The sequence below is a fragment of the Psychrobacter sp. TB55-MNA-CIBAN-0194 genome, assembly GCF_040309505.1.
Lineage (GTDB): Bacteria > Pseudomonadota > Gammaproteobacteria > Pseudomonadales > Moraxellaceae > Psychrobacter > Psychrobacter fozii.
Window position 1 is genome coordinate 1 of sequence record NZ_JBEOOW010000013.1, and the last position, 23,994, is coordinate 23,994.

The 23,994-nt window shown below is 42.8% G+C and carries 21 protein-coding genes and 3 tRNA genes; 18 read left to right on the forward strand and 6 right to left on the reverse strand.

Annotated elements, in window-relative coordinates; translation table 11 throughout:
- The first annotated feature begins 25 nt into the window (after positions 1–25).
- Together AAEY75_RS13505 and AAEY75_RS13510 are read left to right on the forward strand one after the other, a co-directional pair.
- Positions 26–116, forward strand: a tRNA-Ser gene (locus AAEY75_RS13505).
- An 83-nt stretch (positions 117–199) separates the two neighbouring features.
- A tRNA-Ser gene (locus AAEY75_RS13510) sits at positions 200–290 on the forward strand.
- A gap of 287 nt (positions 291–577) precedes the next feature.
- Here AAEY75_RS13510 and AAEY75_RS13515 read toward each other — a convergent pair.
- The 3 genes from AAEY75_RS13515 to AAEY75_RS13525 form a co-directional block, all read right to left on the reverse strand.
- A complete protein-coding gene (locus tag AAEY75_RS13515; RefSeq protein ID WP_352259840.1) occupies positions 578–1,312 on the reverse strand; it encodes a hypothetical protein in 735 nt (244 codons plus the stop codon).
- 425 nt (positions 1,313–1,737) lie between these two features.
- On the reverse strand, positions 1,738–2,091 hold the full coding sequence (locus AAEY75_RS13520; RefSeq protein WP_352259841.1) for a CopG family transcriptional regulator: 354 nt from the start codon (positions 2,089–2,091) through the stop codon (positions 1,738–1,740).
- A 191-nt stretch (positions 2,092–2,282) separates the two neighbouring features.
- A tRNA-Asn gene (locus tag AAEY75_RS13525) sits at positions 2,283–2,358 on the reverse strand.
- A gap of 518 nt (positions 2,359–2,876) precedes the next feature.
- On the opposite strand from AAEY75_RS13525, the gene AAEY75_RS13530 reads away from it, so the two are divergent.
- The 13 genes from AAEY75_RS13530 to AAEY75_RS13590 all read left to right on the forward strand — a co-directional run bounded on the left by AAEY75_RS13530 (position 2,877) and on the right by AAEY75_RS13590 (position 17,307).
- Positions 2,877–3,242: a DMT family transporter gene (locus AAEY75_RS13530; RefSeq protein ID WP_502944412.1), complete on the forward strand. Its 366-nt coding sequence runs from the start codon at positions 2,877–2,879 to the stop codon at positions 3,240–3,242.
- Between the two features lies 1 nt (position 3,243).
- Positions 3,244–3,819 carry a TetR/AcrR family transcriptional regulator gene (locus AAEY75_RS13535; RefSeq protein ID WP_197216804.1) on the forward strand — a complete coding sequence of 192 codons (576 nt, stop codon included), beginning with the start codon at positions 3,244–3,246 and terminating at the stop codon, positions 3,817–3,819.
- A 202-nt stretch (positions 3,820–4,021) separates the two neighbouring features.
- Entirely contained in the window at positions 4,022–5,536 is a 1,515-nt protein-coding gene (gene betB, locus AAEY75_RS13540; RefSeq protein WP_352259843.1) for a betaine-aldehyde dehydrogenase, read from the forward strand.
- Positions 5,537–5,662: 126 nt separating this feature from the next.
- Positions 5,663–7,360 carry a choline dehydrogenase gene (gene betA, locus AAEY75_RS13545; protein ID WP_352259844.1) on the forward strand — a complete coding sequence of 566 codons (1,698 nt, stop codon included), beginning with the start codon at positions 5,663–5,665 and terminating at the stop codon, positions 7,358–7,360.
- Between the two features lie 429 nt (positions 7,361–7,789).
- Positions 7,790–9,835 carry a choline BCCT transporter BetT gene (gene betT, locus AAEY75_RS13550; protein ID WP_110924292.1) on the forward strand — a complete coding sequence of 682 codons (2,046 nt, stop codon included), beginning with the start codon at positions 7,790–7,792 and terminating at the stop codon, positions 9,833–9,835.
- 196 nt (positions 9,836–10,031) lie between these two features.
- Positions 10,032–10,520 carry a M48 family metallopeptidase gene (locus tag AAEY75_RS13555; RefSeq protein ID WP_197176029.1) on the forward strand — a complete coding sequence of 163 codons (489 nt, stop codon included), beginning with the start codon at positions 10,032–10,034 and terminating at the stop codon, positions 10,518–10,520.
- A gap of 329 nt (positions 10,521–10,849) precedes the next feature.
- A complete protein-coding gene (locus AAEY75_RS13560; RefSeq protein ID WP_110924290.1) occupies positions 10,850–11,272 on the forward strand; it encodes a tetratricopeptide repeat protein in 423 nt (140 codons plus the stop codon).
- Positions 11,273–11,340: 68 nt separating this feature from the next.
- On the forward strand, positions 11,341–12,474 hold the full coding sequence (locus tag AAEY75_RS13565) for a flavin monoamine oxidase family protein (protein WP_197216806.1): 1,134 nt from the start codon (positions 11,341–11,343) through the stop codon (positions 12,472–12,474).
- Between the two features lie 8 nt (positions 12,475–12,482).
- A complete protein-coding gene (locus AAEY75_RS13570; RefSeq protein WP_352259845.1) occupies positions 12,483–13,412 on the forward strand; it encodes a DMT family transporter in 930 nt (309 codons plus the stop codon).
- Between the two features lie 202 nt (positions 13,413–13,614).
- The gene (locus tag AAEY75_RS13575) at positions 13,615–15,375 is read left to right on the forward strand and encodes a potassium transporter TrkG (protein ID WP_197216808.1); all 1,761 of its coding nucleotides are present in this window, start codon (positions 13,615–13,617) and stop codon (positions 15,373–15,375) included.
- Positions 15,376–15,433: 58 nt separating this feature from the next.
- Positions 15,434–16,138 (forward strand): potassium channel family protein, encoded by a 705-nt coding sequence (locus AAEY75_RS13580; protein ID WP_197216809.1) that lies wholly within the window; start codon positions 15,434–15,436, stop codon positions 16,136–16,138.
- 55 nt (positions 16,139–16,193) lie between these two features.
- Complete coding sequence (locus AAEY75_RS13585) at positions 16,194–16,736, forward strand: DUF3124 domain-containing protein (RefSeq protein ID WP_197216811.1); 543 nt, start codon at positions 16,194–16,196, stop codon at positions 16,734–16,736.
- 157 nt (positions 16,737–16,893) lie between these two features.
- A complete protein-coding gene (locus AAEY75_RS13590) occupies positions 16,894–17,307 on the forward strand; it encodes a PaaI family thioesterase (protein ID WP_197216813.1) in 414 nt (137 codons plus the stop codon).
- Between the two features lie 161 nt (positions 17,308–17,468).
- Here the strand turns inward: AAEY75_RS13590 and AAEY75_RS13595 are convergent, their stop codons facing one another.
- Together AAEY75_RS13595 and AAEY75_RS13600 are read right to left on the reverse strand one after the other, a co-directional pair.
- A complete protein-coding gene (locus tag AAEY75_RS13595; protein ID WP_197216815.1) occupies positions 17,469–17,786 on the reverse strand; it encodes a hypothetical protein in 318 nt (105 codons plus the stop codon).
- A gap of 129 nt (positions 17,787–17,915) precedes the next feature.
- Entirely contained in the window at positions 17,916–18,269 is a 354-nt protein-coding gene (locus tag AAEY75_RS13600; RefSeq protein WP_197216816.1) for a hypothetical protein, read from the reverse strand.
- Between the two features lie 342 nt (positions 18,270–18,611).
- Between AAEY75_RS13600 and AAEY75_RS13605 the strand changes: the two genes are divergently transcribed.
- From AAEY75_RS13605 to AAEY75_RS13615, 3 genes are all read left to right on the forward strand, one after another.
- Positions 18,612–19,829 carry an acetamidase/formamidase family protein gene (locus AAEY75_RS13605; protein ID WP_352259846.1) on the forward strand — a complete coding sequence of 406 codons (1,218 nt, stop codon included), beginning with the start codon at positions 18,612–18,614 and terminating at the stop codon, positions 19,827–19,829.
- Between the two features lie 429 nt (positions 19,830–20,258).
- A complete protein-coding gene (locus AAEY75_RS13610) occupies positions 20,259–21,434 on the forward strand; it encodes a M20 aminoacylase family protein (protein WP_265090852.1) in 1,176 nt (391 codons plus the stop codon).
- Positions 21,435–21,582: 148 nt separating this feature from the next.
- A complete protein-coding gene (locus AAEY75_RS13615; protein WP_197216818.1) occupies positions 21,583–22,896 on the forward strand; it encodes a DUF3100 domain-containing protein in 1,314 nt (437 codons plus the stop codon).
- Between the two features lie 181 nt (positions 22,897–23,077).
- Here AAEY75_RS13615 and AAEY75_RS13620 read toward each other — a convergent pair whose 3' ends face one another.
- On the reverse strand, positions 23,078–23,752 hold the full coding sequence (locus AAEY75_RS13620; RefSeq protein ID WP_110924279.1) for a GntR family transcriptional regulator: 675 nt from the start codon (positions 23,750–23,752) through the stop codon (positions 23,078–23,080).
- Between the last annotated feature and the right edge of the window lie 242 nt (positions 23,753–23,994).

A 23,994-nucleotide genomic window follows, 5' to 3' on the forward strand; every position in this document is an offset into this window, starting at 1 on the left:
TATATCGTTATAATGATGCACCTATGGAGACGTGGCAGAGTGGTTGAATGCACCGGTCTTGAAAACCGACAAGGGTTTGTAGCCCTTCGAGAGTTCGAATCTCTCCGTCTCCTCCAAATTTGAAAGCCGCAATCATTATTAATGATTGCGGCTTTTTTTGTTGCATTTTTATTTTATATCGTTATAATGATGCACCTATGGAGACGTGGCAGAGTGGTTGAATGCACCGGTCTTGAAAACCGACAAGGGTTCGTAGCCCTTCGAGAGTTCGAATCTCTCCGTCTCCTCCAAATTCGAAAAAAGCCCCAATCACTATTGATTGGGGCTTTTTTTATGTGTTTTTATAATGACTTTTTTAATGAAATTGCGACGAACTAACTTTTAATGAACTAGGGCGTGTCATCAATTAGATTGTAAGGCTTAAAATGAGAAAAATTGTAGATAAACAAGGAAGGAATTGCCGTTAATATGAATATATTGACAAAATTACTAGCGCTGTTTAGCAAAATTTAGCCATTTTAAGGCCACTAAATGTATTAATGTGCTAATGGATGACACGCCCTAGCAATGACATCCTTTATTTCATTAGCGACTCATCAAACTCCACGGTTTGTCCGTCCTCTAACTTTAAAACACCTTCGCTAATCATGATGGTCAAGTCCTTGGTGTTTTTTATGGCACGCATAACGTTGATGTCTTCTATGCTACTCTCGATGATGATTTTGCCAGACTGCTCGGGTTGAATGGGCGGAGCAAACTGTGTCGAGGGCACATTGAATCTTTTGCCTTTCGTCAGCTTCGCATCTTGCATGATTAGCGTCCCTTTAAAGCTTTGAATAGCGACCTGACCGTGGTTTGATAGCATGAACTGTAGTTTTACTTGGTTTAGGCTATCGTCGTCGCTGGTCTTGACTGGCAGTAGGGCGATAGGGTAATTCTGTGCATTAGCGGTTGCTGCTTGCTGACCCTTGACGATAGGGCTTTTCTTACCCGTAGGATTGTTTGGATGTAAGCGCTCGTATTCACGCTGCTGTATGAGAGCCTGTTTGATAGTGGTACGTGGCATCGCGCCTGACTCATAAGCGCCGCTGAGCTTCATTCGCAACATATAGCGGCTAAGGACTTGCTGATCAGCCTTGGGTAGCTGCTCAAAGGTAGTACCGAGCTTTTTTTGCCACAGGTCTGAGTTGGTCGGTATTGTTTTTTTGTTTGGATCCGTTTGTGGCTGTGAGCACGCAGAAACGACTGGCAGCACTGCCAAAGCAACTGCTAGTAACAACGCTTTGTCTAAACGCTGATATAAACCCATCATCGTACACCTCCTTGTAAACCCCTATGAAAAATAAAGAGCGATAATATAGTCACGTTTATATAAATCTGCTACACCGTCATCTTTGCTTAGTCTTTTGATATCGACATTATATTGAACCGACTATAGTGGTCTTTTTATTAATATACCTCGTTTGAAGATTACTTGTGTTTAATTATCGCTAAAGGGAGCATGGAAATAAAACAGATATGTTTTTATGTTTGTGACAGCAGAAAGGTGTTGGTCAGAGTGGATGATAGTAAGGACTAGCAAAGGATATGTTTATGATGCCCATAAAAAAAGACTGAGTGCGATTAGGTGGACTCAGTCTTTTTTTATTAAAAGCCGTAAAACTGGATGATTAATAGTGGTTTTGAACGGTTATTATTATTCAATATACATTGGCATGTTGCTTTTAATGTAACTGGTTAGTTATTAGTTTGGTCATTAGCTTGATCGTTTTGTTGTAGCTCAGATAATGAATGCGTAATATTATTATTATGCGTCACAACAATAGCCTCATCAATAATATGCTGGCTAACACCGCGCTTACGTAGTGTTTCGATAAAAACTTCATCATGGGCTAACGTATAATCCTGATGATCACGATCAAGACCCTGACGAATATATAGGCGGATAAGACCTTGAATACGTTTAAAACCTAAATCCGACGAAGTCGCTTCTAGTAGCGAAATCATTTCTTCAGACAGGCGAATGCTGACTGGACGCATGATTTTTTGTGGATGATCAGAAAATCTATTTTTTACACGTACAGGTATCATAATAAACCATTACTTTTAGTGAGTAGGAGTAAAGCGCTCAGACAAAAATTAACCCAATCAATACTTCACTTACCATACAACAAAAATGCACAAAAGAACACAGTAGCCATGCGAATATTATGACCATCACATATATAAATGGCGACCATAAAAAAAACCTTCATCAAGTAATGATGAAGGTTTTCAGTATATGGCTCTCCAACCTGGGCTCGAACCAGGGACACACGGATTAACAGTCCGTTGCTCTACCAACTGAGCTATTGGAGAATAGATGGTCATAACAGTAAGTTTAGTAAGCATTATATAAGAACAATTGCTTATCTTGTTTGCGTTATGTGGGGCGTATTTTAGCCAAGTCATCATAGGCTGTCAACCTTATTACGCCATTAATTATCAATATTGTTGTAATTAATTCAAAATAGCTCGTTATCGCCTGTTAAATGGGCAGTTCTAGTAGATAGGTGAGTCTCAAGTTGTTATTTATTGGCTCGGCCGTCGATAATTTTATTAAGTGCATCGACCAAAGAGAAAAGTGCTTCTAATAAGTAGTCGAAGTAACCTTGCATTCGTCTTTGCGCTTAGGTTTCAAGCCTATATTTGATTAGACAACTCGTCTATCTTTTTGAATATTAACGCAATACATACATCACTTGAAACAAAAAACTTATGAGTTAGCCCTTCACATTGCTAGAATATGTCTATAGAATACCGACCGTACGGTATCTTTAATACATGCTCAAACAATTTATTATGACCAATTGATATTGAATCGAGAAACATGCTTGATTCGAAAAGGTATGTTAAATATGAGTCCTACCACTATTGCTTATGGTTACTTAGCCATTGCCATCATTTGTGAAGTGATCGGCACTACTTTTTTGATGAAGTCAGAGCAGTTCACGCGTTTGGTGCCGACGCTCATTATGGGTTTGCTTTATGTCATCTCATTTTACTTGTTGGCGCAGACCCTTAAGACCATACCGCTTGGTATTGCCTACGCGCTGTGGGGCGGACTCGGAATCGTACTGACATCGCTTGTTGGCTTGGTGTTTTTTAAGCAAAGCCTTGATACAGCGGCAATGGTTGGTATTTCTATGATTGTAGGCGGTGTGATGGTGATGAATTTACTCTCTAATTCTGTGGTGCACTGATATGGAAATTGAAAACGCTCATAAACGTAAAAAACAACCAGAAGTTATTCGTCGTGCGCTGCTCGATCAGGCTGCACGAATAACGCTAGAGCAAGGGTTGTCGAAAGTCACTTTCCAAGCCGTGGCAGATGCGGTTGGGGTGACCAAAGGTGGCATCATGCATCATTTCGCCACTAAAAACGCGCTCATTCTTGAAGTATTTCATGATGCGATGGCGAAGTTTGAGGCAGAGGTGGATAGCGCAATGGCGAAAGATCCAGTGCGTTATGGCTCTTTCACCCGCGCTTATATAGATGCCACGATAAGTCTAGGCGAAAAAGGGCAGGAAGAGTTTGACAGTCAAGCGACGCTATATGTATTGATGCTAGGTGATAGTGAGCTGCGTGAATTGTGGGCCAAGTGGTCAAACGAGCAATTGAAGAAGCATGAGGCAACCGATAATACCGAGACATTGTGTATGGTGCGGTTGGTCGCTGATGGGATTTGGCTTTCTGACTTCTCAGGTATCAATATCTCGGATAAGAAATCGCTACGTGAGCGTCTAATAAAAATGACGCAACGTGGTTTTGATTCATAAGCATGATATAGCACGTTAATTAAAGTGCCACACCCAAAGATTTATTAAAGAACAATTGATAATCGCATAACGACTTTTAACCACATAACGACTTGTCATCATATAACGATGCAACTTTTATTTTTAAAACTGAAACCATGACGAAATTATTCGGTAGGCGTGATTTTATAGCGCTTGTACCAGTCGTCGTAAGGAGCACTCCATGACAGCTACTCATACAAACTCAAATAACTTAACAGACATTATCGACTTAGAAAAAATACAAACTGCTTATATCAATGGTCGTTATCTGGCTGTCGATGAGTCTTTGACTACTTTTGAAGACATCAACCCAGCGACAGGTGAGTTGTTGGCTACCGTTCAACAAACGACCAATGAGCAAATCGACGAGGCTGTGAAAGCAGCACAAAAAGGTCAAAAAGTTTGGGCGGCGATGACATCAGTTGAGCGTGGTCGCATTCTATTAAATGCAGTAGCCATACTGCGCGAACGCAACGATGTACTGGCATTGCTTGAAACCAAAGACACAGGTAAAGCGTATTCTGAAACCAAGTATGTCGATATCGTTACGGGTGCTGATGTCGTTGAGTATTATGCGGGTCTTGCACCAATGATAGAAGGTCGTCAGATTCCACTACGTGATACCAGCTTTGTTTATACTCGCCGTGAACCACTTGGCGTGGTTGCTGGTATTGGTGCATGGAACTATCCAATTCAAATCGCGATGTGGAAGGCAGCACCAGCACTAGCTGCTGGTAACGCGATGATCTTTAAGCCGTCAGAAGTGACACCGTTAACTGCATTGAAACTGGCAGAAATTTTGACAGAAGCAGGTTTACCAGATGGCGTATTCAACGTCGTGCAAGGCAATTATAAAGTGGGTGAGGCATTAACTCAGCATCCTGATATCGCTAAAGTCTCGTTTACCGGTGGCGTACCAACGGGTAAAAAAGTCATGTCGAGTGCGGCAAGCTCATCTCTTAAAGACGTGACATTAGAGCTGGGTGGTAAATCGCCATTGATCATCTTTGATGATGCAGACATCGATACGGCTGCGGACATCGCGATGATGGCGAACTTCTATAGCAGTGGTCAGGTATGTACCAATGGCACGCGTGTGTTTATTCCTAAAGCGATGCAAGCTAAGTTTGAGCAGGCTATTTCAACGCGTGTTGAGCGTATTAAGTTGGGTGATCCAATGGATGAAAACATCAACATGGGCCCACTAGTCAGCTTCCCGCATATGGAAAGAGTACTTGGCTATATTGAGCAAGGTAAAGCCAGTGGTGCACGACTGCTAACAGGTGGTGACCGTGTGACAACAGGCGAATTGGCAAATGGCGCATTCGTTGCCCCGACTGTATTCACTGACTGTACTGATGAAATGACTATCGTCCGTGAGGAAATATTTGGCCCAGTAATGTCGATATTGACTTATGAGACTGAAGAAGAAGTTATTCGCCGTGCCAATGATACCGAATATGGATTGGCAGCTGGCGTCGTGACTGCTGACTTGACCCGAGCACATCGAGTCATCGCTCAAATTGAAGCAGGTATCTGCTGGTTAAATACATGGGGCGAGTCAGCCGCTCAAATGCCAGTCGGCGGTTACAAGCATTCAGGTGTTGGCCGAGAAAATGGCATTGAAGCCCTTGAGCATTATACTCAGACCAAATCTATCCAAGTAGAGTTGGGTGCGTTTGAATCTGTCTTTTAATTACTTTTATTGAGAAAGTTTTTGATCAGTTTTTTAATCAGTAAAGTAGTTCAGTAGAGATAATTTGTTTTTTATTCGACTTTACTGATAGTAAATGATTTATTTTTCAATATTATGGAGCGTTTTATGACATCAACCACACCTGAGTATGACTACATCATCGTTGGCGCAGGATCAGCAGGCAATGTGCTGGCCACGCGTTTGACCGAAGATGCCAACATTAAGGTGCTGCTACTAGAAGCGGGTCGTCCAGACCATCGCTTAGATTTTCGTACGCAGATGCCAGCAGCGCTCGCCATGCCGTTGCAAGGAACAACCTATAACTGGGGCTACAAGACAGATCCTGAACCGAATATGAATAATCGCGTCATGGACTGCGGTCGCGGTAAAGGACTTGGCGGCTCGTCACTGATTAACGGTATGTGTTATATCCGTGGTAACGCACTAGATTTTGATGATTGGTCTAAGATTAAAGGCCTAGAAGATTGGACGTATCTGGATTGCCTGCCTTATTTTAAAAAGTTAGAAAACCGTGATGCTGGCGAGAATGACTATCACGGTGTAGGTGGCCCTGTTGAGATGACCACTTCAAAACCTGGGGTCAACCCACTGTTTCAAGCAATGATTGAAGCAGGCGTGCAAGCTGGCTATCCAAGTACCGACGATTTAAATGGCTATCAGCAAGAAGGTTTTGGGCCAATGGATCGTTTCGTGACGCCTAATGGTCGCCGCGCTTCAACGGCTCGTGGTTATCTTGACCGTGCTAAGCCACGCAGTAATATCACGATTTTGACGGGTGCGCTAACCGATGTGATCTTGTTTGATGGCAAACGCGCTATCGGTGTCAAAGTCGAGCATCAAGGTCAAACCAAGAACTTTCATGCCTCTCGTGAGGTGATTGTCTCATCTGGTGCGATTGCTTCGCCACAATTATTGCAGCGTTCTGGTATTGGCCCCGGTCAATGGCTAAAAGATTTAGGTGTCAATGAGATTCTGGATTTGCCGGGTGTGGGTAATAACCTACAAGATCATTTAGAGCTGTACATGCAGTATGAATGTAAGCTGCCAGTGTCGATTGCACCTGCCAATAAATGGTGGAACAAGCCCGCCATCGGTGCAGAGTGGTTATTCAATGGTACGGGTCTGGGCGCGTCAAATCAGTTCGAAGGTGGTGGTTTTATTCGTACCGATGAAAAATTCACCCATCCTAATATTCAGTACCATTTTTTACCACTCGCGGTACGTTATGATGGTCGTAGTGCGGTTAAATCGCATAGCTTCCAAGCGCACGTGGGCTCATTACGCTCGCCAAGTCGTGGCCGTGTCAAGCTGACATCGAAAGATCCAAGCGCTCATCCAAGTATCTTGTTTAACTATATGTCTCATGATCAAGACTGGCAAGAGTTCCGTGCTGCCATGCGTATCACTCGTGAGATTATGCATCAGCCAGCGCTTGACCCTTATCGTGGTCGCTCGATTGCACCAACCGATGATCTAGTGACCGACGCGCAGTTGGATGAGTATGTCCGTAACCACAGCGAGACGGCTTATCATCCATCTTGTACCTGTGCGATGGGCGAAGACAATGATTCGGTCGTCAATGGCGAAGGTCTGGTACATGGTATCGATGGTTTGCGAGTCGTTGATGCCTCTATCATGCCCAACATCATCAGTGGTAATCTCAACGCGACCACGATTATGTTGGCAGAAAAAATTGCCGATAAGATGCGCGGTGTGCAGCTACCACGTTCGACGGTAGATTATTTTACTGCTAATGGTGCACCATTGAGAGCTGAGCCGATGCGTGCTTATGGTTCTGTTTAAATTAAATATTAATAAACAACTGTCTAGATATATGATATATAGTCGATTTAATTCAAAAGCAGTACAAGGCAGCCGAGTGTAGATGTATATTAAATACTTCAAGCGAGGTTAACGCAGTAATACTTTTATAGTGAAATGACTATAGTGTTTATGAATAATGTTGATAAGAAGGCCTTTTGATAAAGGTCTTTTTTATCCCCTCTACTGTTTTAGAAAATGAATACGATTAAGATTGGTTTTTTAATCACTTACCTTGTTGCTTAAGTGCTAATTATTGAAGTAGCAATTACTGAAATGATCATTACTTAAGTAGCAAATCTTTATTTATTGGTACTGCTTTGTCCGTCATAATCTTATGACTGATAGTCATAAGATTATGACGGACAAAGCAATATCAGACCCTGTTTAATTTACCTATTGAGGTCTTTTATGTACAGCTCGCCATCAAAGGATGCGGCAAAACCCCTGACTCTAAATAAGACGGTTTTTTTAGGCTCAGCTATTATTTCTATTTTATTGATAATTTGGACGATTGCGTTTCCAACTTATAGTGAGACATTGTTAAGTTCGAGTATGTCATGGATATCAGAGAGCTTTGGCTGGTATTACATGCTGGTGGTTGCCGCTTACAGTATATTTTCCTTGTTTGTTGGTTTCTCCAAGTACGGTGATATCAAGCTTGGGCAAGACCACGAAAAAGCACAGTTTCCTTTCCTAGCATGGGCGGCGATGCTGTTCTCCGCTGGTATCGGTATTGATTTATTGTTCTTTGGTGCCTCTGAGCCTTTGATGCATTATTTGACACCGCATACTGGTTTAGAACCTGCCAGTGCCGAGGCCATGCGCGAAGCACTTGCGCAGACCTTTTTACATTGGGGGCTACATGGCTGGGGTATCTATGCCTTGATCGGTATGGCATTGGCATACTTTGCTTATCGTAAAAACATGCCATTGGCGCTACGTTCGCCGTTGACGCCTATCTTTGGTGAACGACTCATCAAAGGCTGGCTTGGTGATGGTATTGATACCTTTGGTGTTGTTTGTACCTTGATGGGTATCGCCACCAGTTTAGGTATTGGGGTATTGCAGGCCAATGCTGGACTGACCCATGTCTTCGGTATCGAGTCTAGCAAAACGGTTCAGACAATTATTATCGTCTGTGTTGTTGCGGCGGCAGCTGTCTCTGCGATGACAGGTGTTGAGAAAGGCGTACGCCGTCTCTCTGAATTCAACATGCTATCGTCGATATTGCTATTGATTGCGATATTAGTAATGGGTAATACGGTCTATTTGCTCAATACCTTTACTCAAAATATTGGACAGTATTTCCAAACCATTATTTTCAAAACCTTTGATGTTTATGCTTATGACGGTCAAGCTGGTGCTGATTGGAAGTCAGGTTGGACGATATTTTTCTGGGCATGGTGGGTCGCTTGGGCACCGTTTGTAGGATTATTTATCGCACGTATTAGTCGTGGTCGTACCTTGCGTGAGTTTGTCTTTGGCGTGATGTTTATCCCGCTCGGTTTCATCTTTGCTTGGTTCTCTATCTTTGGTAATTCAGCGATAGACTTGGTTGCCAATGGTGCCACTGAGCTTGGCGAAATCGCTGTTAATGATGCAGCGATGGGTATGTTTGCTCTGTTTGAGCACTTTCCTTACAGCGATATTTTATCATTCGCTGGTGTGATTATTGGCCTTATCTTTTTTGTGACCTCAGCGGATTCAGGCGCGTTAGTATTAGCGAACTTGAGCTCAAGAGGCATGACCAATGACACAGATGCCCCTGTTTGGTTGCGCTTGTTTTGGGCAGCGGCAACAGGTTTTATCACTTTAGGACTATTATTTGCCGGTGGTTTCGCCTCATTACAGTCAGTATCTGTCATTGCAGGCTTGCCATTCTCGCTCATTCTCGTGCTCTATATGGTATCGATGTGGAGGTCATTAAAAGAAGAAGGCAATAAACGTAAGGCCAGTACGATTGGTACAGCTAATGTGCTAGATAGCGGTAAGAGCTGGAAAGCACGCTTGCAACGTATTGTCAGTTTCCCTAAACATGCACAAGTGGAACAGTTCTTACAAAATGTGGTCAGACCTGCCATGACGGAAGTTGAAAAAGAGTTTGCGGCAGGCGGTCTAAAAACATCTTTGGATATCCGTAACCCTGCACATATCGGACAAGATATAGACGAAGGCATGGATGAGAGTAGCGGTCAAATAGATGGTCTAAAATTGCGAGTTGGACATGGCGATGAAGATGACTTTATTTATGAAGTTAACTTGATTAAAGCGGAACGTCCTAACTTTACATTGAGCACCTCAACTAAGAATGCAGAGTACTATTATCGTGCAGAAGTGTTCTTAAGCGAAGGCTCGCAAGAGTATGACTTGGTTGGCTATTCCAAAGAGCAAGTATTGGTTGATATCCTAAATCAATACGAGCGTCATTTACAGTATCTACACTTAGAGCGTTAATTGATTTATCAACACGTTCTGAATATTTAAGTAAATATATCGTAAAAAATAACCCCATAAGTTGAATTCAGCTTATGGGGTTTGTTTATGCCTCACAACCTAAATGATGACACGCTCTAATAAAGCGCACCAATATAAGGTAAAATTCATTTAGACCGCGTCGATACGTGGTAACGCATCAGTAAAGGATAGGTTCGTGACCAAATTAAAATACATCGCTCATTATTCTGAGCAAGTTCAAACCCAAGCCGCGCTACTCATTAGCGATGGTAACTTGGGCGCCTATCTAGAAAAAAAGTATCCCACTCAGCACCAAATAAAAAGTGATAAGGCTCTTTATCAGTATATCAATGATATTAAAAACCAGTATATGCGCAAAGTGGGACAGCTATCGAATGTCAGCTATAGCAGCAAGTTAAAAGTTCTCAAACATGCGCTAGGTATTCATACCACCCAGTCTCGTATACAAGGCAGCAAGCTCAAATCGCACAACAGCATCACGGTGGCCAGCTTGTTTCAAGAAGCGCCGCCTGAGTTTTTGCGCATGATCGTCGTGCATGAGTTGGCACATTTTAAAGAGCATGAGCATAACAAAGCGTTTTATCAATTATGCTGCCATATGGAGCCTGAATATCACCAGTTTGAGCTAGATACGCGGCTTTGGTTACACTGGCGAGAGTTGTAACCTGAATAGCAACCTTAATAAGATTCATAGCAATGCTAATAACAGCCATATAAATATTGTGTCCTTTTCTGCAGCAATCATCTGAGCCGCTAGTGTAGGGCGTGTCCTCAATTCAATTGATCATATCTAAACGGGCTAAAAATGGCTAAATTTTGCCAAACATCGTTAAATAGCTGGTTAATATCCCGATATGACCTGCGCTATTTTCCTTGTTTGACTGCAATTCATCTCATTTTTATCACCATTTTTAAAATGAGGACACGCCCTAGAATTACGTTATAATCCTAACCAAATAATCTATACCCCAAGTCAATAAAAGGTTGTAAGCAATGATTAATACCAAAATATATAAATCTATTTATAAATTGGCAGAAGAATTACTAGAGGCTGACCGTATCGGTAATCAAGAAAAATTTGATGCGTTTTATGCTGAGTTAAAAGCCGTCTGTACGGATAACGAAAACACAGACAAAGATCATCCAGAGCAGTGGGAAACGCTTGCTGACTTTACAGAAGATTTGGACGAAGCACTGGTCATTTATGACAAAGCACTGGCCAAAGCCACGGCGATCAATTCAAAGGATCATCTGTCGTCGATTGCTTTTTCTATGGCGGTGTTACAGCTTGAGACAGGTAACAAAGAAGCGGCTATTCAAAGTCTACAAAATGCCAAAATCACGGCAAATAAGATTGAAGATAAAGAGTTTAAAGTTGAGATAGATGAGATGCTGACTAAGTTGTTGGGTGAGTAGTTTCACTCGAACAATTTTGATCGAGTAGTCCTGATTAAATGTACTTGATGAGATAGGACGTATTTGATATGCAAAACGTACCAGTGGTGATAGTCGGTGGCGGATTAAGCGGATTGTATGCCGCCTTTTTGTTAGAACAAAAAGGTATCGACTATATATTGATAGAGGCTCGTGATAGATTGGGCGGGCGTATCACTGTTGCCAAATCATCAGTAGCTCAGAATGCTAGCAGTCAAAGTGGCGATCATGAAAAATCAAACGATGGCTTTGATTTAGGGCCGTCGTGGTTTTGGCCAGAGTATCAGCCGCAGCTGAGCAGTCTTATCGAAGCATTAGGTTTACCACGTTTCGCTCAGTTCGAAGAAGGCGATATGATGGTAGAACGTGGTGCTAGTGAGTTGCCTATTCGTGCGCAAGGTTATCAGAGTTCGCCACCATCTATGCGCCTCGTGGGTGGACTGACGGCGCTAACTGATGCTTTATACGCTCGCTTGGATGCCAAGCGTATCGTAACAGGACAGACAGTAAGACGCTTAACCAAGACTGGTCAGCATATTAAAATAGACAGCGAATATGATTCTGAACATATCAACGCTGGTCAAATAATCACTTATCAAGCGCAGCATGTATTACTTGCGCTACCACCGCGGTTGGCTGTTAGTAATATCGTATTTGAACCTGCTTTACCGCAAGATTTAGCGATAGAGTGGCAAGAGACCGACACTTGGATGGCACCACATGCCAAGTATGTGGCAGTCTATGATTCGCCCTTTTGGCGAGATAACGGTCTCTCGGGTGCAGCACGAAGTGCGATAGGGCCGCTTACTGAGATTCACGATGCCTCACTAGTGGAAGGCGAAGGCGCTGTGTTTGGTTTCTTTGGTGTTCCCGTTAAGGTACGCCAAAACGTTTCAGAGATGGCGCTAAAAGCACATTGCCGAGCGCAGATGGTACGTCTATTTGGTGTACAAGCAGACAAACCAAAGGCTGAATATATCAAAGACTGGTCTCAAGATGTATTTACCGCGACAGCTGCCGATGCGAGTGGCTCAGGGCAGCATGCTGTAGCCCCGCCATCAAAACCAAAGACAGGCGAGTGGCAGGATTGTCTAACAGGTTGCGGTAGTGAGTGGTCAGAGGCGTTCCCTGGCTATGTCGCTGGGGCTATCGACGCGGCAAGCAAAGCGGTACAAAGCTTATAGGATCGTTGATGAGTGAGCCTACGGAACAGCAAATATCTCGCAATAGAAACACATGGCTGATTCCTTTCGCTTGCTTGTTGACTGGCGGTGCACTCACCGGTATCTCAACCAATTTGGCGAAATATGCAGGCGACATTGGCCTTACGCCATTAGGGTTTTTGTTTTGGTCGATCACTGGTGCGGCCTTCATTTTATCAATTGTTGCACTAGTAAGGCATGAGCCACCGCCGTTTAGCAAGCGTAGCTTTGAGTACTATTTTATCGCTGCACTGGTCAGCGTTGCAGGGTCCAATTTACTGCTGTTTTCTGCTATCCCTCATGTCGGGGCAGGTTTCGTTGCGCTGACTATCTCGCTACCACCACTTCTTACCTACCTCGGGGCACTGGCTCTACGCATAGAAAAATTCAACATCATTCGTGCTACTGGCGTGGCTACCGCACTGATTGGGGCTGGAGTATTGGCTGTGCATAAATTCTCTGCACCAGATGCCAGTATTTTTTGGATATTAATAGCGCTTTGTGGCCCTGTCTTACTCGCCATTGGCAATATATATCGCACGCTACGCTGGCCTGATAAGGCATCTCCTAGCGCACTTGCTCCAGGTATGCTGATTGCGGCGGCATTCCTGCTAGGCTTATTCAGTATGATGTCTGATTTTTCTATCGATATACCACGAGAAGGGCTGTTGCCACTAGGTTTAATCGCTGTCCAATCTTGTGTGTTTGCTGGTCAGTTTTTGTTGTTATTTCTGCTGCAAAAAACAGGCGGGCCAGTGCTATTAAGTTTGTTAGGCTCGGTAGGGGCCATTGTCGGTGTACCTGTCGCTATATTTCTGCAAGGAGAGCAGCCACCAGAAGGCTTATTCTTAGGGGCTACATTAATAGCCATTGGCGTAGCTCTAGTGACATGGGGTGGGGTGAAAATGGCACGACCGTAACAGGAAATAAAATTAAATAAATGCGTATTCAGCGACAGAGCTATTAAAGCCTCTATGTGCTTGCGAGCATTCTTTCACCTGCTTTGATTATCAGTACCTGCTATGGTTCAATAATTGGTTACGATTAACTTAAATCACTTTTTGTAGATACGATGAAAAAGGAGTATAAGTATCGTGGTTATTGTTGTCATGGACTCAGGCTATGAATGCAGCCACACGTTATCGCTTATTGAACAATTTTACGATTCTCATTAGTGTCATCGGAGTAGCTATTGCTCTATTCGATAGTGGTTTCACACTACCGACGTGGCTACAGCAAGTGTTCCATATTTTTTATCTGGTGATTATATTTTTAAGTTTTATAGTGACTGCTGGTCGCTATATCTACACAAAAAAACCGCTAACCTTCAATAAAGTTGCTGTCTTTGACACATTGACCAGCATCGCAATTATCATTCTATTAACCGCGCATTTCACAGACCTAGTGCGCTCGGGATTGTCCGCTGCGGTTGATGGATTTGTTGCAATCAAAATAGCCGTGTTCGTCACCTTTATCCGCGAACTCTCTGATCATAACTTCAATCTCAATCGTACCTTTCTGCACCCCGCACAGTTTTTTATTCTGAGCTTTCTCGTAGTGATATTGGTTGGCGCGCTACTACTAATGATGCCTAATGCGACGACGCAGCCACTGTCTTTTATTGATGCGTTGTTTACTGCGACCAGTGCGGTTTGCGTGACAGGGCTTATCGTCGTCGATACGGCTACCTATTTTACGACTTTCGGGCAAGTTATCATCATGGGGCTGATACAAATCGGTGGCTTAGGTATCCTGACCTTTGTGACGTATTTTAGTTACTTTTTTAAGGGTGGTGTCAGCTATGAGACGCAAGCAAGTATCAGCGAGATGTCTTACATGCGCGGTATGGGTAATGTGGTCTCGACACTCAAGTCTATCTTGTACGTCACCTTTGCCGTCGAGGCAGTGGCGGCAGCGTTGATTTATATTAGCATCTACGACATCCCCGATATGAATTGGTCTGAACAGTTATTCTTTTCTGTCTTTCATGCGATTTCTGCCTTTTGTAATGCTGGGTTTTCTACCTTTAGCGCTGGCTTGTATGATGATTCACTACGCTTTAACTATCCACTACAGCTGATCCTTGCGATGACATTTATCTTTGGTGGCATGGGCTTTACCATCGTGGTCAATGTTTTACGGTATTTGCGTCATCGTGCTCAGCGGCTGATATATCGTCATGACCAGCGCTACATTTATCAGCCTTGGCTACTCAATATTAATAGCCGCATTACTTTGATTACGACAGGCGCGTTATTGCTGGTCGGTCTGATCGGCGTGATGATATTTGAATACAATAACGTGCTCGCTGAGCATAGCAGCTTCTTTGGTAAGCTAGTGACTGGCTTCTTTACGGCGGCTACTCCGCGTACGGCAGGGTTCAATGTCATTGATATGGGTGAGCTTACGTTTCCAACGGTGATGCTGACGATATTTTTGATGTGGATTGGTGCTTCGCCAAACTCGACAGGTGGTGGTATCAAGACCAGTACTTTTGCTATTGCGCTATTAAATACGTTGAGTCTGGCGCGTGGGCAGACCAAAATAGAGATATTTAAACGGGAAATTGCGGAGATTTCTGTACGCCGCGCATTTTCTATTATGTGGTTGTCGCTACTGGTCATCGGTACGGGCGTGACACTCATTAGCTATGATCAGCCAGAGCTTGACTTGATTAAAGTGGTGTTTGAGTGTTTCTCAGCTTACAGCACAGTGGGGCTCAGTTTGAACTTGACGGCAGACTTATCAGATTTCAGTAAAATCGTGGTTTCGGTCATTATGTTCGTTGGGCGTGTCAGTATGCTGACGATATTTATTGCGCTGCTCAAAAATATGCGCCAACGCAATTATCGCTATCCCACTGAAGAGATTACAATCAATTAAACCGTCACGAACTGGCTGTTTTATGCTCAAAAAATACTAAAGAAAGGTCATAAATATTATGAGATATATCATCGTAGGGCTAGGAAATTTTGGTGCATCGCTAGGCGCGGCGTTGACCAGTCAAGGCCATGAAGTGATTGCCATTGATAGTAGTATGCAAAGGGTAGAAGCCTATAAAGAAGTCATCTCTCATACCCTCTGTATGGATGCCACTGACGAGTATGCTGTTAGTGGATTACCCATCGTTGATACTGATATTGTCATCGTAGCGATTGGGGAAGACCAAGGTGCGAACGTCATGGCAACGGCACTGTTTAAAACCTTAAAAGCCAAACGTTTAATCAGCCGTAGTATCAACCCGTTGCACGAAAAAGTCCTACAAGCTATCGGTGTGGATGATTTGATTCACCCTGAAAAAGAAGCGGCCAATCGCTGGGCCAAACGACTGTCGCTACGCTACTTTGTTGATTCGTTTGAGTTGAGCGATAACTTCAGTATGGTAGAGATTAAGATTCCAAACGTTCTAATCGGTAACACCGTTGACGAGTTACAGTTGGAGCAAAGGTTCAATATCCGATTGCTTAGTACCATGCGCTATGAGTATTATGAAGACAGCTTTGGTCGTACGCAGAGTAAGCCTAGTATTCAAGGTTTGGCGACGCCTGAGCAAGTATTGCAAGAGCGAGATGTATTGGTTATTTATGGTGCCAATAAACACATCAACCAGTTCTTACGTAGTGTGGGTGTAAAAATAAAGGTGTAAAAATCAAATAACGGTTTGCCAATCGCAGTGATGCTGAGGCCACAGGGAAATTATTATGAATAAGCGCAGAGTATCCGTTCTATTGATTGCTGTGATGGCACTACTGTCAGGCTGTGATGAGTCCGCACAAGACCCGAACGTCCTTCTGTCCGAGCATCAAAAAGATCCAATTGAAGCATTAGAGATTACCTCAGACGTGGATCACAGTCAGTTCGGTTATAAACAAACCTTTTATGTGCCGATTTATTCTGATATTTATACCGATAGAGACGCTCGCAAAGTGTTACTGTCGGCGACGCTGAGCGTGCGTAATACGACGTTCAAAAAATCGCTGTATATCAATAAAATTGATTATTACGATACAGATGGTGCACTGGTAAAGTCATATCTAGACAAACCCATTGAGCTACCAGCGATGGCCACGCTCAATTATATCGTCGAAAAAGAAGAAGATAGAGGTGGCTCAGGTGCCAACTTTATTATCGAAGTCGAAGGCATAGATGAAACGGTGAGACCAGTTATCGAAGCCGTCATGATTGGTAACTTTAGCAATAAAGGATTTGCCTTTAGTACGGAAGGCACGCCAGTGGTACATTAGTGGATAAAGTGGGCAGGTCATCATCTATAAAACTAAAAGCGCGCAGTAGCAAAAACTGATGGGCTCTTTTGGTAGTCAGCGATAACGATATAAAGCTATTCAGTCAAATCAAGGTATTAAGTGCAGTAACAAGGACCATTCAATTCAAGGAAGAATTATGTCTGCAACCAAAGAAGAAATCAGTGCCTTTATGGCATTGGAGTTTCCACAAACCAAATGTGTCGTCGAGGCAGTCAGTGAAAAAGGCGCGATCTTATCGCACGAAATTGGTGTAGATGAGCTGCGCCCTGGTGGCACAGTCTCTGGCCCCGTCATGATGGCCGTTGCTGATGTCGCCATCTATGTGGCGATACTCGGAAGAATCGGCATCGTCCCACTGACAGTAACGACAAGCCTGACCATCAACTTTTTGCGTAAACCATCAGCAGATGCTCGTATTATCGCCGAATGTACCTTGATGAAAGTAGGGCGTATGCTGATAGTAGGTGAGGTGTCTCTTTATTCAGAAGGCTCTGATGATGCCGTGGCTCACGTAGTCGGCACCTATTCTGTACCGCCCAAACGTATTTAGCTCTTTTCATAGCAACCTATCACTTAAGAAACCTATCACTCAAAAAATAGGTGCTCTTCCAATATTTGGATACTAGGGCGTGTCCCCATTTTTAACCCACTTAGATCACTATTGATTGAAGTGAGGACACACCCTAACCACTTATGACTTCTAAGAGGTTTTTAGTCATGTAGTATATCGGTGTTGTGTTTTTCAAGATCTCTAAACTGCTTACTCTCTCTAATCAACGTTGAAAATTTCGACTTATTACTAAAAGCAGTGAGATGTTCGTTCTCTCTCTTCAAATTGCCTTCTTTGGATAACGCTTTTTTAATCAATGCTGTTTCAGTAGTAGACGTGGTTTCAGATAACTCTGTCTGAAAAAACTCTGAGCCCAGTGGCAATATAGCAACCGCAGAAGTCACCGGCATGATGGTCGATCCAAATACGGCTAAGCCCAGTAGTAACTGTTGATTGGTACGAGTCAGTTTGTATTTCATGATAAAACTCCTTTTACACAGAAAATAGGCTACTACGTTGCTAGCAGAATATAGCGTAACCAGTATTAGAGCGTGATATTGGATGTCTGTTAAAGATACCTGATATCACAGTCGAGATTTTTTGCTTAATTAAGATTTATGATTTTTGTCGTATTTACTGTCTGTCGATTTATGGTCAGATGTTACGTTTTTAGACTTGCTAGGTTGTTGTTGTGCTGTAGATTTTTTTGGCGTGACAGCTTTTGTGTTTACAGACTGCTTTTTATTATTGGTCTGGTCAGCCTTTTTGACGACTTTAGCCGCTGGTTGTTGTTTGACAGTCTTTTGATTTGTAGATTTATTTTTCTGTGCAGACGTGTCGTCTTTATGGTTTTGTACTTGGACGCTATGCTTTGATGAGTCGTGTAGCGCCGCATTGGCTGATCCCATCATTGCAACGCAAGTAGAAGTCGCTAGCATTAGGCTTATTATTATTTTTTTCATTATTTTTATTTCCTATTGAGGTAAAACATAGTGGCAACGCGTTACACGTTCGATAGAAGAGATGATAAACGATTGCAATGTTACGTATATTTATGAAACTTAAAGAAAGGTAACGATTGTCATTAAGTATTGTTCGAACATACCATGTGGCATTTATATGGACATGCACTAAAACCATTCTTTTTATATATAAAAGCACCTCACTGGAGCAGTAAGTTGTATCAAAACAGTGCTTTTTCTACTCAAATTAAGCGATAAGACGGATTTTTCTGTGGCATAAAACTTGCGCTACCCTAGATGTAAGACAATGTTGTTATGTTTCATTTATCAAGGGTATATTCTATGTTTAAAAATACAGTTCTTTCATTATTCGTTCTCAGTGCACTAGGCGTATCAGCCGCTCAGGCAGAAGACTTTACTGTGCTTAAGCAGATGTCAGATAAACCCACGCAGCTAACAAATGGCGAATACAAAGGGAATTATTACGTACCTTCGACTCTAGATACGATAACGTGGGGATATTTGCCGAATAGAGATGCCAAACCTATCATTTCTGTAGCCTCTGGTAGCGTGGTAACGTTTGATACAGTCTCACATGAAGGCTTACTCGAAGATCAGGGACGTGATGCCGCCAAGTACTTTAAGTCCAAAGGGGTCAAAGATGACTTTATCTTGGATGAAGCAAAGAAAATCACGCAATCCAAATTAGATCATGACTTTGATAAAGATGGTCCGCATATTGTGACAGGACCGATTGAAATTAAAGGCGCGCAACCGGGCGATATTTTAAAAGTAGAAGTCATCAAAGTTGAGCCGCGAGTGCCTTATGGCGTTATCTCTAATCGCCATGGTAAAGGCGCATTAGCAGGAGAGTTCCCAAAGACCCCAAAACAAGCCAATGCTTCCGCTGCTCATCCTGAGCGTTATGGCAATGTGTCCGTGTTTACCCCGATAGAAAAAAATGCCAAAGGCGACTATGAGGGTGTGCTAAAGACCGACTCTGGCAAATCTATCCGTTTTCCGCTTGAGCCTTTTATGGGTTTGATGGGCGTCGCAGCCAATACCTCAGATAAAGTACACTCTGTGCCACCTGCTATGTATGGCGGCAACATCGATATCAATGAATTGGGTGCAGGTTCAACCGTTTACTATCCTGTGCAAGTTGCTGGCGCGTTGTTTTACACAGGTGACAGTCACTTTGCACAAGGCGATGGTGAGGTTGCGTTAACGGCGCTTGAAGCCTCTGCGCGTGCTACGTTCAAATTTACCTTGTTAAAAGCTGGCAAGGATAAAATCCCTGGTAAAGAAATTGTTCAACCTTTAGCCGAAAATGCGGAGTTTTGGATCACACCAGGGCTAGATGAAGATTTGGATGAAGCGATGAAAAAGTCGACTCGTGAAGCCATCCGCTTTTTAAATCAAGAGTACGATATTGATGAAGCGACCGCTTATGCTTACCTCAGTGCTGCTACAGATTTTGAAGTATCACAGGTCGTGGATAAAACCAAAGGCATCCACGCTAAAATTCGTAAAGCAGATTTTAAAGAGTTCGATAAGTAATTTGATAAATGACAGCAAGGTTATCATCAGCTAGTTAGAACTCTTCTAGTTAGAGCCCTTGAAGGCAGCATGATAGCTCTCAAGGGTTTCTAATTGAGTGATTAACAAGCAGTACAAAGTCCAAGTTACTGGTTATTTGTTGACTATAAATCAAGCTAATACATTCACAGACGGGCATTTCGTCCAAAGTTGTGACAGTTAGGTTTCTCAATACGTGTAGATAGGCTAATATACTGTCTTTAGAAAAACAACAAAGCCACATCTATATCTGGTTATACAAAATAAGCCACTTTGAGTGGCTTATTTGTTTTTCTAAAAACTACTATCAGTTCGCGTATTTTAGCGTGGCTACTGTGATGTGAAAACAGCAATCGCCTGCATCAGTTTTACATGGTTTTTATCAATAAATAATCTCAAAGGAGAGAATCAATGTCAGTTTCAATGTCGGTTAATGACGCATTGCTGGACGAAGTCAAACAATGGCGTAAACAGATTCATAGCCAACCTGAGCTAGGATTTAAAGAATTCAAAACCTCGTCATTTATCGTTGATAAGTTACAGTCTTTTGGGATTGAGGTTCATCAAGGATTGGGTGGTACTGGCGTTGTCGGCACATTAAAAAACGGCACAGGACCTACCATTGGTATAAGAGCCGATATCGACGCTTTGCCCATCGAAGAGCAAAATGACGTTGAGCATAAGTCTACGCATGCAAACTGTATGCATGCCTGTGGCCATGATGGTCACACTTCAGTCTTGCTAGGTACGGCTAAGTATCTGAGTGAAAATAAGAATTTTAGCGGTACTATTCACTTAATTTTCCAACCTGCTGAAGAAGTCTTGGGCGGTGCCAAAGCCATGATTGATGATGGCTTATTTGATAAGTTCCCAATGGATGCAGTCTACGGGCTGCATAACTGGCCGGGTCTGCCTGTGGGTCAAATCGCCGTAAATGATGGACCGATGATGGCGTCTTTTGATACGTTTGAAATTACTCTAACCGGTAAAGGCACGCATGCTGCCATGCCGCATTTAGGCGCTGATCCTATTGCAGCGGGTGCCGCGCTTATTACAAACATCCAGTCGATTATCTCGCGCCGCATATCACCATTGCAGTCAGGCGTCATCAGTGTCACGCAGATGAATAGTGGTGACACGACCAATGTCATTCCTGATGTTGCGATTTTGAAAGGTACGGTACGTAGTTTTGATATGGATGTACGCCAGTCGCTACAGAGTTTGCTCACAGAAATGGTGACGACGTTGCCACCGTTATATGGCGTCACAGGCGAGATGGATTATCATATCCGTTATCCAGTGACCACCAATGACAGTCAGGCTTATCTCGAAATAAAAAATGCAGCGACCAAAGCATTGGGTGCTGACAAGGTAAACACGGACGTAGAACCATCAATGGCTTCTGAAGATTTCTCATTCATGAGTCAAGTCGTAAAAGGCGCTTATTTTTGGTTAGGTGTTGATGGCAGTACGCCGTCTAAACCTTTGCACAATGCAGCCTATGACTTTAATGACGATGCTATTGAAACCGGTATAAAGGTTTGGGTGTCTCTAGTTGAGTCTGAATTACCGAAAACATCTGCATAAGAAAAACTTTATAAAAACTCTTGATGGACATTTGCTTCATAAAAAGCGTCTTCGTAAAAAGTTGCTTCGTAAAAAATTTCTTCATAAAAAATCGCTTCGAAAGTTGAACGATTAAAATATACAGTAATCATATACAAAGAGAATTGATATGAATAATAATAGCGTGTTGTCACCGACAATGACAAAGCACCTACTGGATTGGAAGCTGCATTTATTGGTCATTGCTGTGTCATTACTGGCAGAATGGATCGGTATTATCAAGATTCCTATCGGCATTGGTATTTTGGTATTACTGCCTCTACTTTATGCTTTTATCTTTGCAATTCTACTCAACCCAAACGTCATTCCTTCTATGAAGGCGGTCATAACCAAAAAACGCGCCAAGTTTGCCAGTTATGCCATTCTTTTAAGCATCATGCCTTTCATTGCAAAGTTCGGTGTGGGCGTTGGTCCTAATATCGAAGAAATCATCGCGGCAGGTCCTGCATTGCTATTACAAGAGCTGGGTAATGTAGCGACTGTACTGATTGCACTACCGGTTGCGGTATTGGTCTTTGGTATGGGAAGAGAGGCTATCGGTGCAACACACTCGGTTGCTCGTGAGCCTAACGTGGCATTGATTGCTGATAAATATGGTCTCCAAAGCGCCGAAGGTATCGGTGTGATGGGCGTCTATGTGATGGGTACTTTGTTTGGTGCCATTTACTTTTCATTGATGGCGGGCATCATTGCCTCTATGGATATCATGGATGTTCGAGCGCTCGCTATGGCTTGTGGTATTGGTAGTGGCAGTATGATGGGTGCGTGTTCTGCTGCGTTGGCAGAGACAGTGCCAGATCAAGCTGAGACCATTACAGCATTTGCAGCAACTTCTAACTTATTAACCTATGCTACCGGACTATTCGTTAGCTTATTTGTCGCGCTACCTTTTACAGAGTTTTTATATAAGGTCGTTAGCAAATTTAAAAAGAACACTGCAGACGCTACTACCGACACAGATTTCGGTGCGGTTATGGAAGAGCCTGCCGTATTGTCGATGGGACAGACATTCATCTTGCTAGCTGTGATATGTGTGGTGCTGCTACTCAGTAACTGGGTAGGGCAAGGCGTTGATCCAATCGATGGATTACCTGCCATGCTGATTCTGTTTGCTTGCTGTGTGGTCGGCATATTACTCAAACGAGTCATCCCTTTCAACGTGCCTGCTATCGCATGGATATCGATTGTGGCTATCCTTATATCCTTGCCACAGTTTCCGTTTAACGCCTATGTGTTGGAAGAAACTGCGAAAATGGGTGTATTACAATTACTGACACCTGTGCTTGCGTACGCTGGTTTTGCTATCTCGCAAATGGAAGTGGATTTATTCAAAAAATCTGGATTTAAGATTGCAGTGGTTGCGATACTGACCTTTACAGGCACGTTCATCGGTTCGGCTATGATTGCACAAGTGATGCTGTAGTAAGTACTCACTTTTAGATCTGATATTGAACCGACTGTAGATTAATCGTTCAAACTAAAAAAACCCGAGGATTTAATGAACTTAAATCTTCGGGTTTTTGTTAAATAGATAATGGAGGTGTTTTTGCAGTGATTTTGGTAGGAATGTAGGAGCCTTTTTCTAGAAAAAATTATTAAATCGTCTAGTCTTTAGTATTATCAGGACTCATCGTTGCCACCAAGTCTGTAAACTTCTCTCCCTGAACTGACACGTGCTCTTTAATCAAACGCTCAGCCAAATCTTCATCAGAATTGATAACGGCATCCACGATGCTTTGATGTTCCTCAAAAGAGTGCTGCATTCGATTGTTTACTCGCAACTGTAGTCGTCTATAAGGGTGCAGTCGGTTATGTAAGTTGCTGGCTTGCTCTATCAGAAAACTGTTATGACTGAGTTGATATAGAAAAAAATGGAACTTTCTATTTGCTTCATAATAGCTTTCTGTATTCCCTTCCATCAAATACGCTTTACATTCATTATGCAGCGCCAATAGCTCAACTTTCTCTTCCTCATTGATTCTTCGAGCAGCCAACCGTCCACACATACCTTCAAGATACGCCATCACCTCAAACATCTCAAACAGCGTCACGATATTTAGTGTAGGGATAATTGCGCCTCTACGAGGGCGGATTTCTACCAAACCTTCAGATGCTAAAAGCTTTAGAGCCTCACGGATAGGTGTTCTTGATACCTCATATTTTTCACAAAGTTTTGCCTCATCAAGTTTAGTACCAGGTGGAAGACGACCGTAAATAATTTCATCTTCTATCTTTTTACTAACTTGTACAGATAAAGGTAAGTCGTCAATTAAACTCATAAATACTCCATTTGTATACAATAAGTGATTTAATAAATACAATATGGTTGCACTTTCAAACCAACTGTATTAGATTATATCAAACAAGTGGGTGGTAGGTGGTAGATCCTTACAAAGGTTTTGAGCTTTATCAAGGCTGATATTCTTTGTGAAGGGGAGGGGGTAGATAGGGAAAGTCAAAGAACCTCAAAAAGTATTACCAAACGACAGTTACCCGTACTTGGTTCTCTATCTGGTTGTTA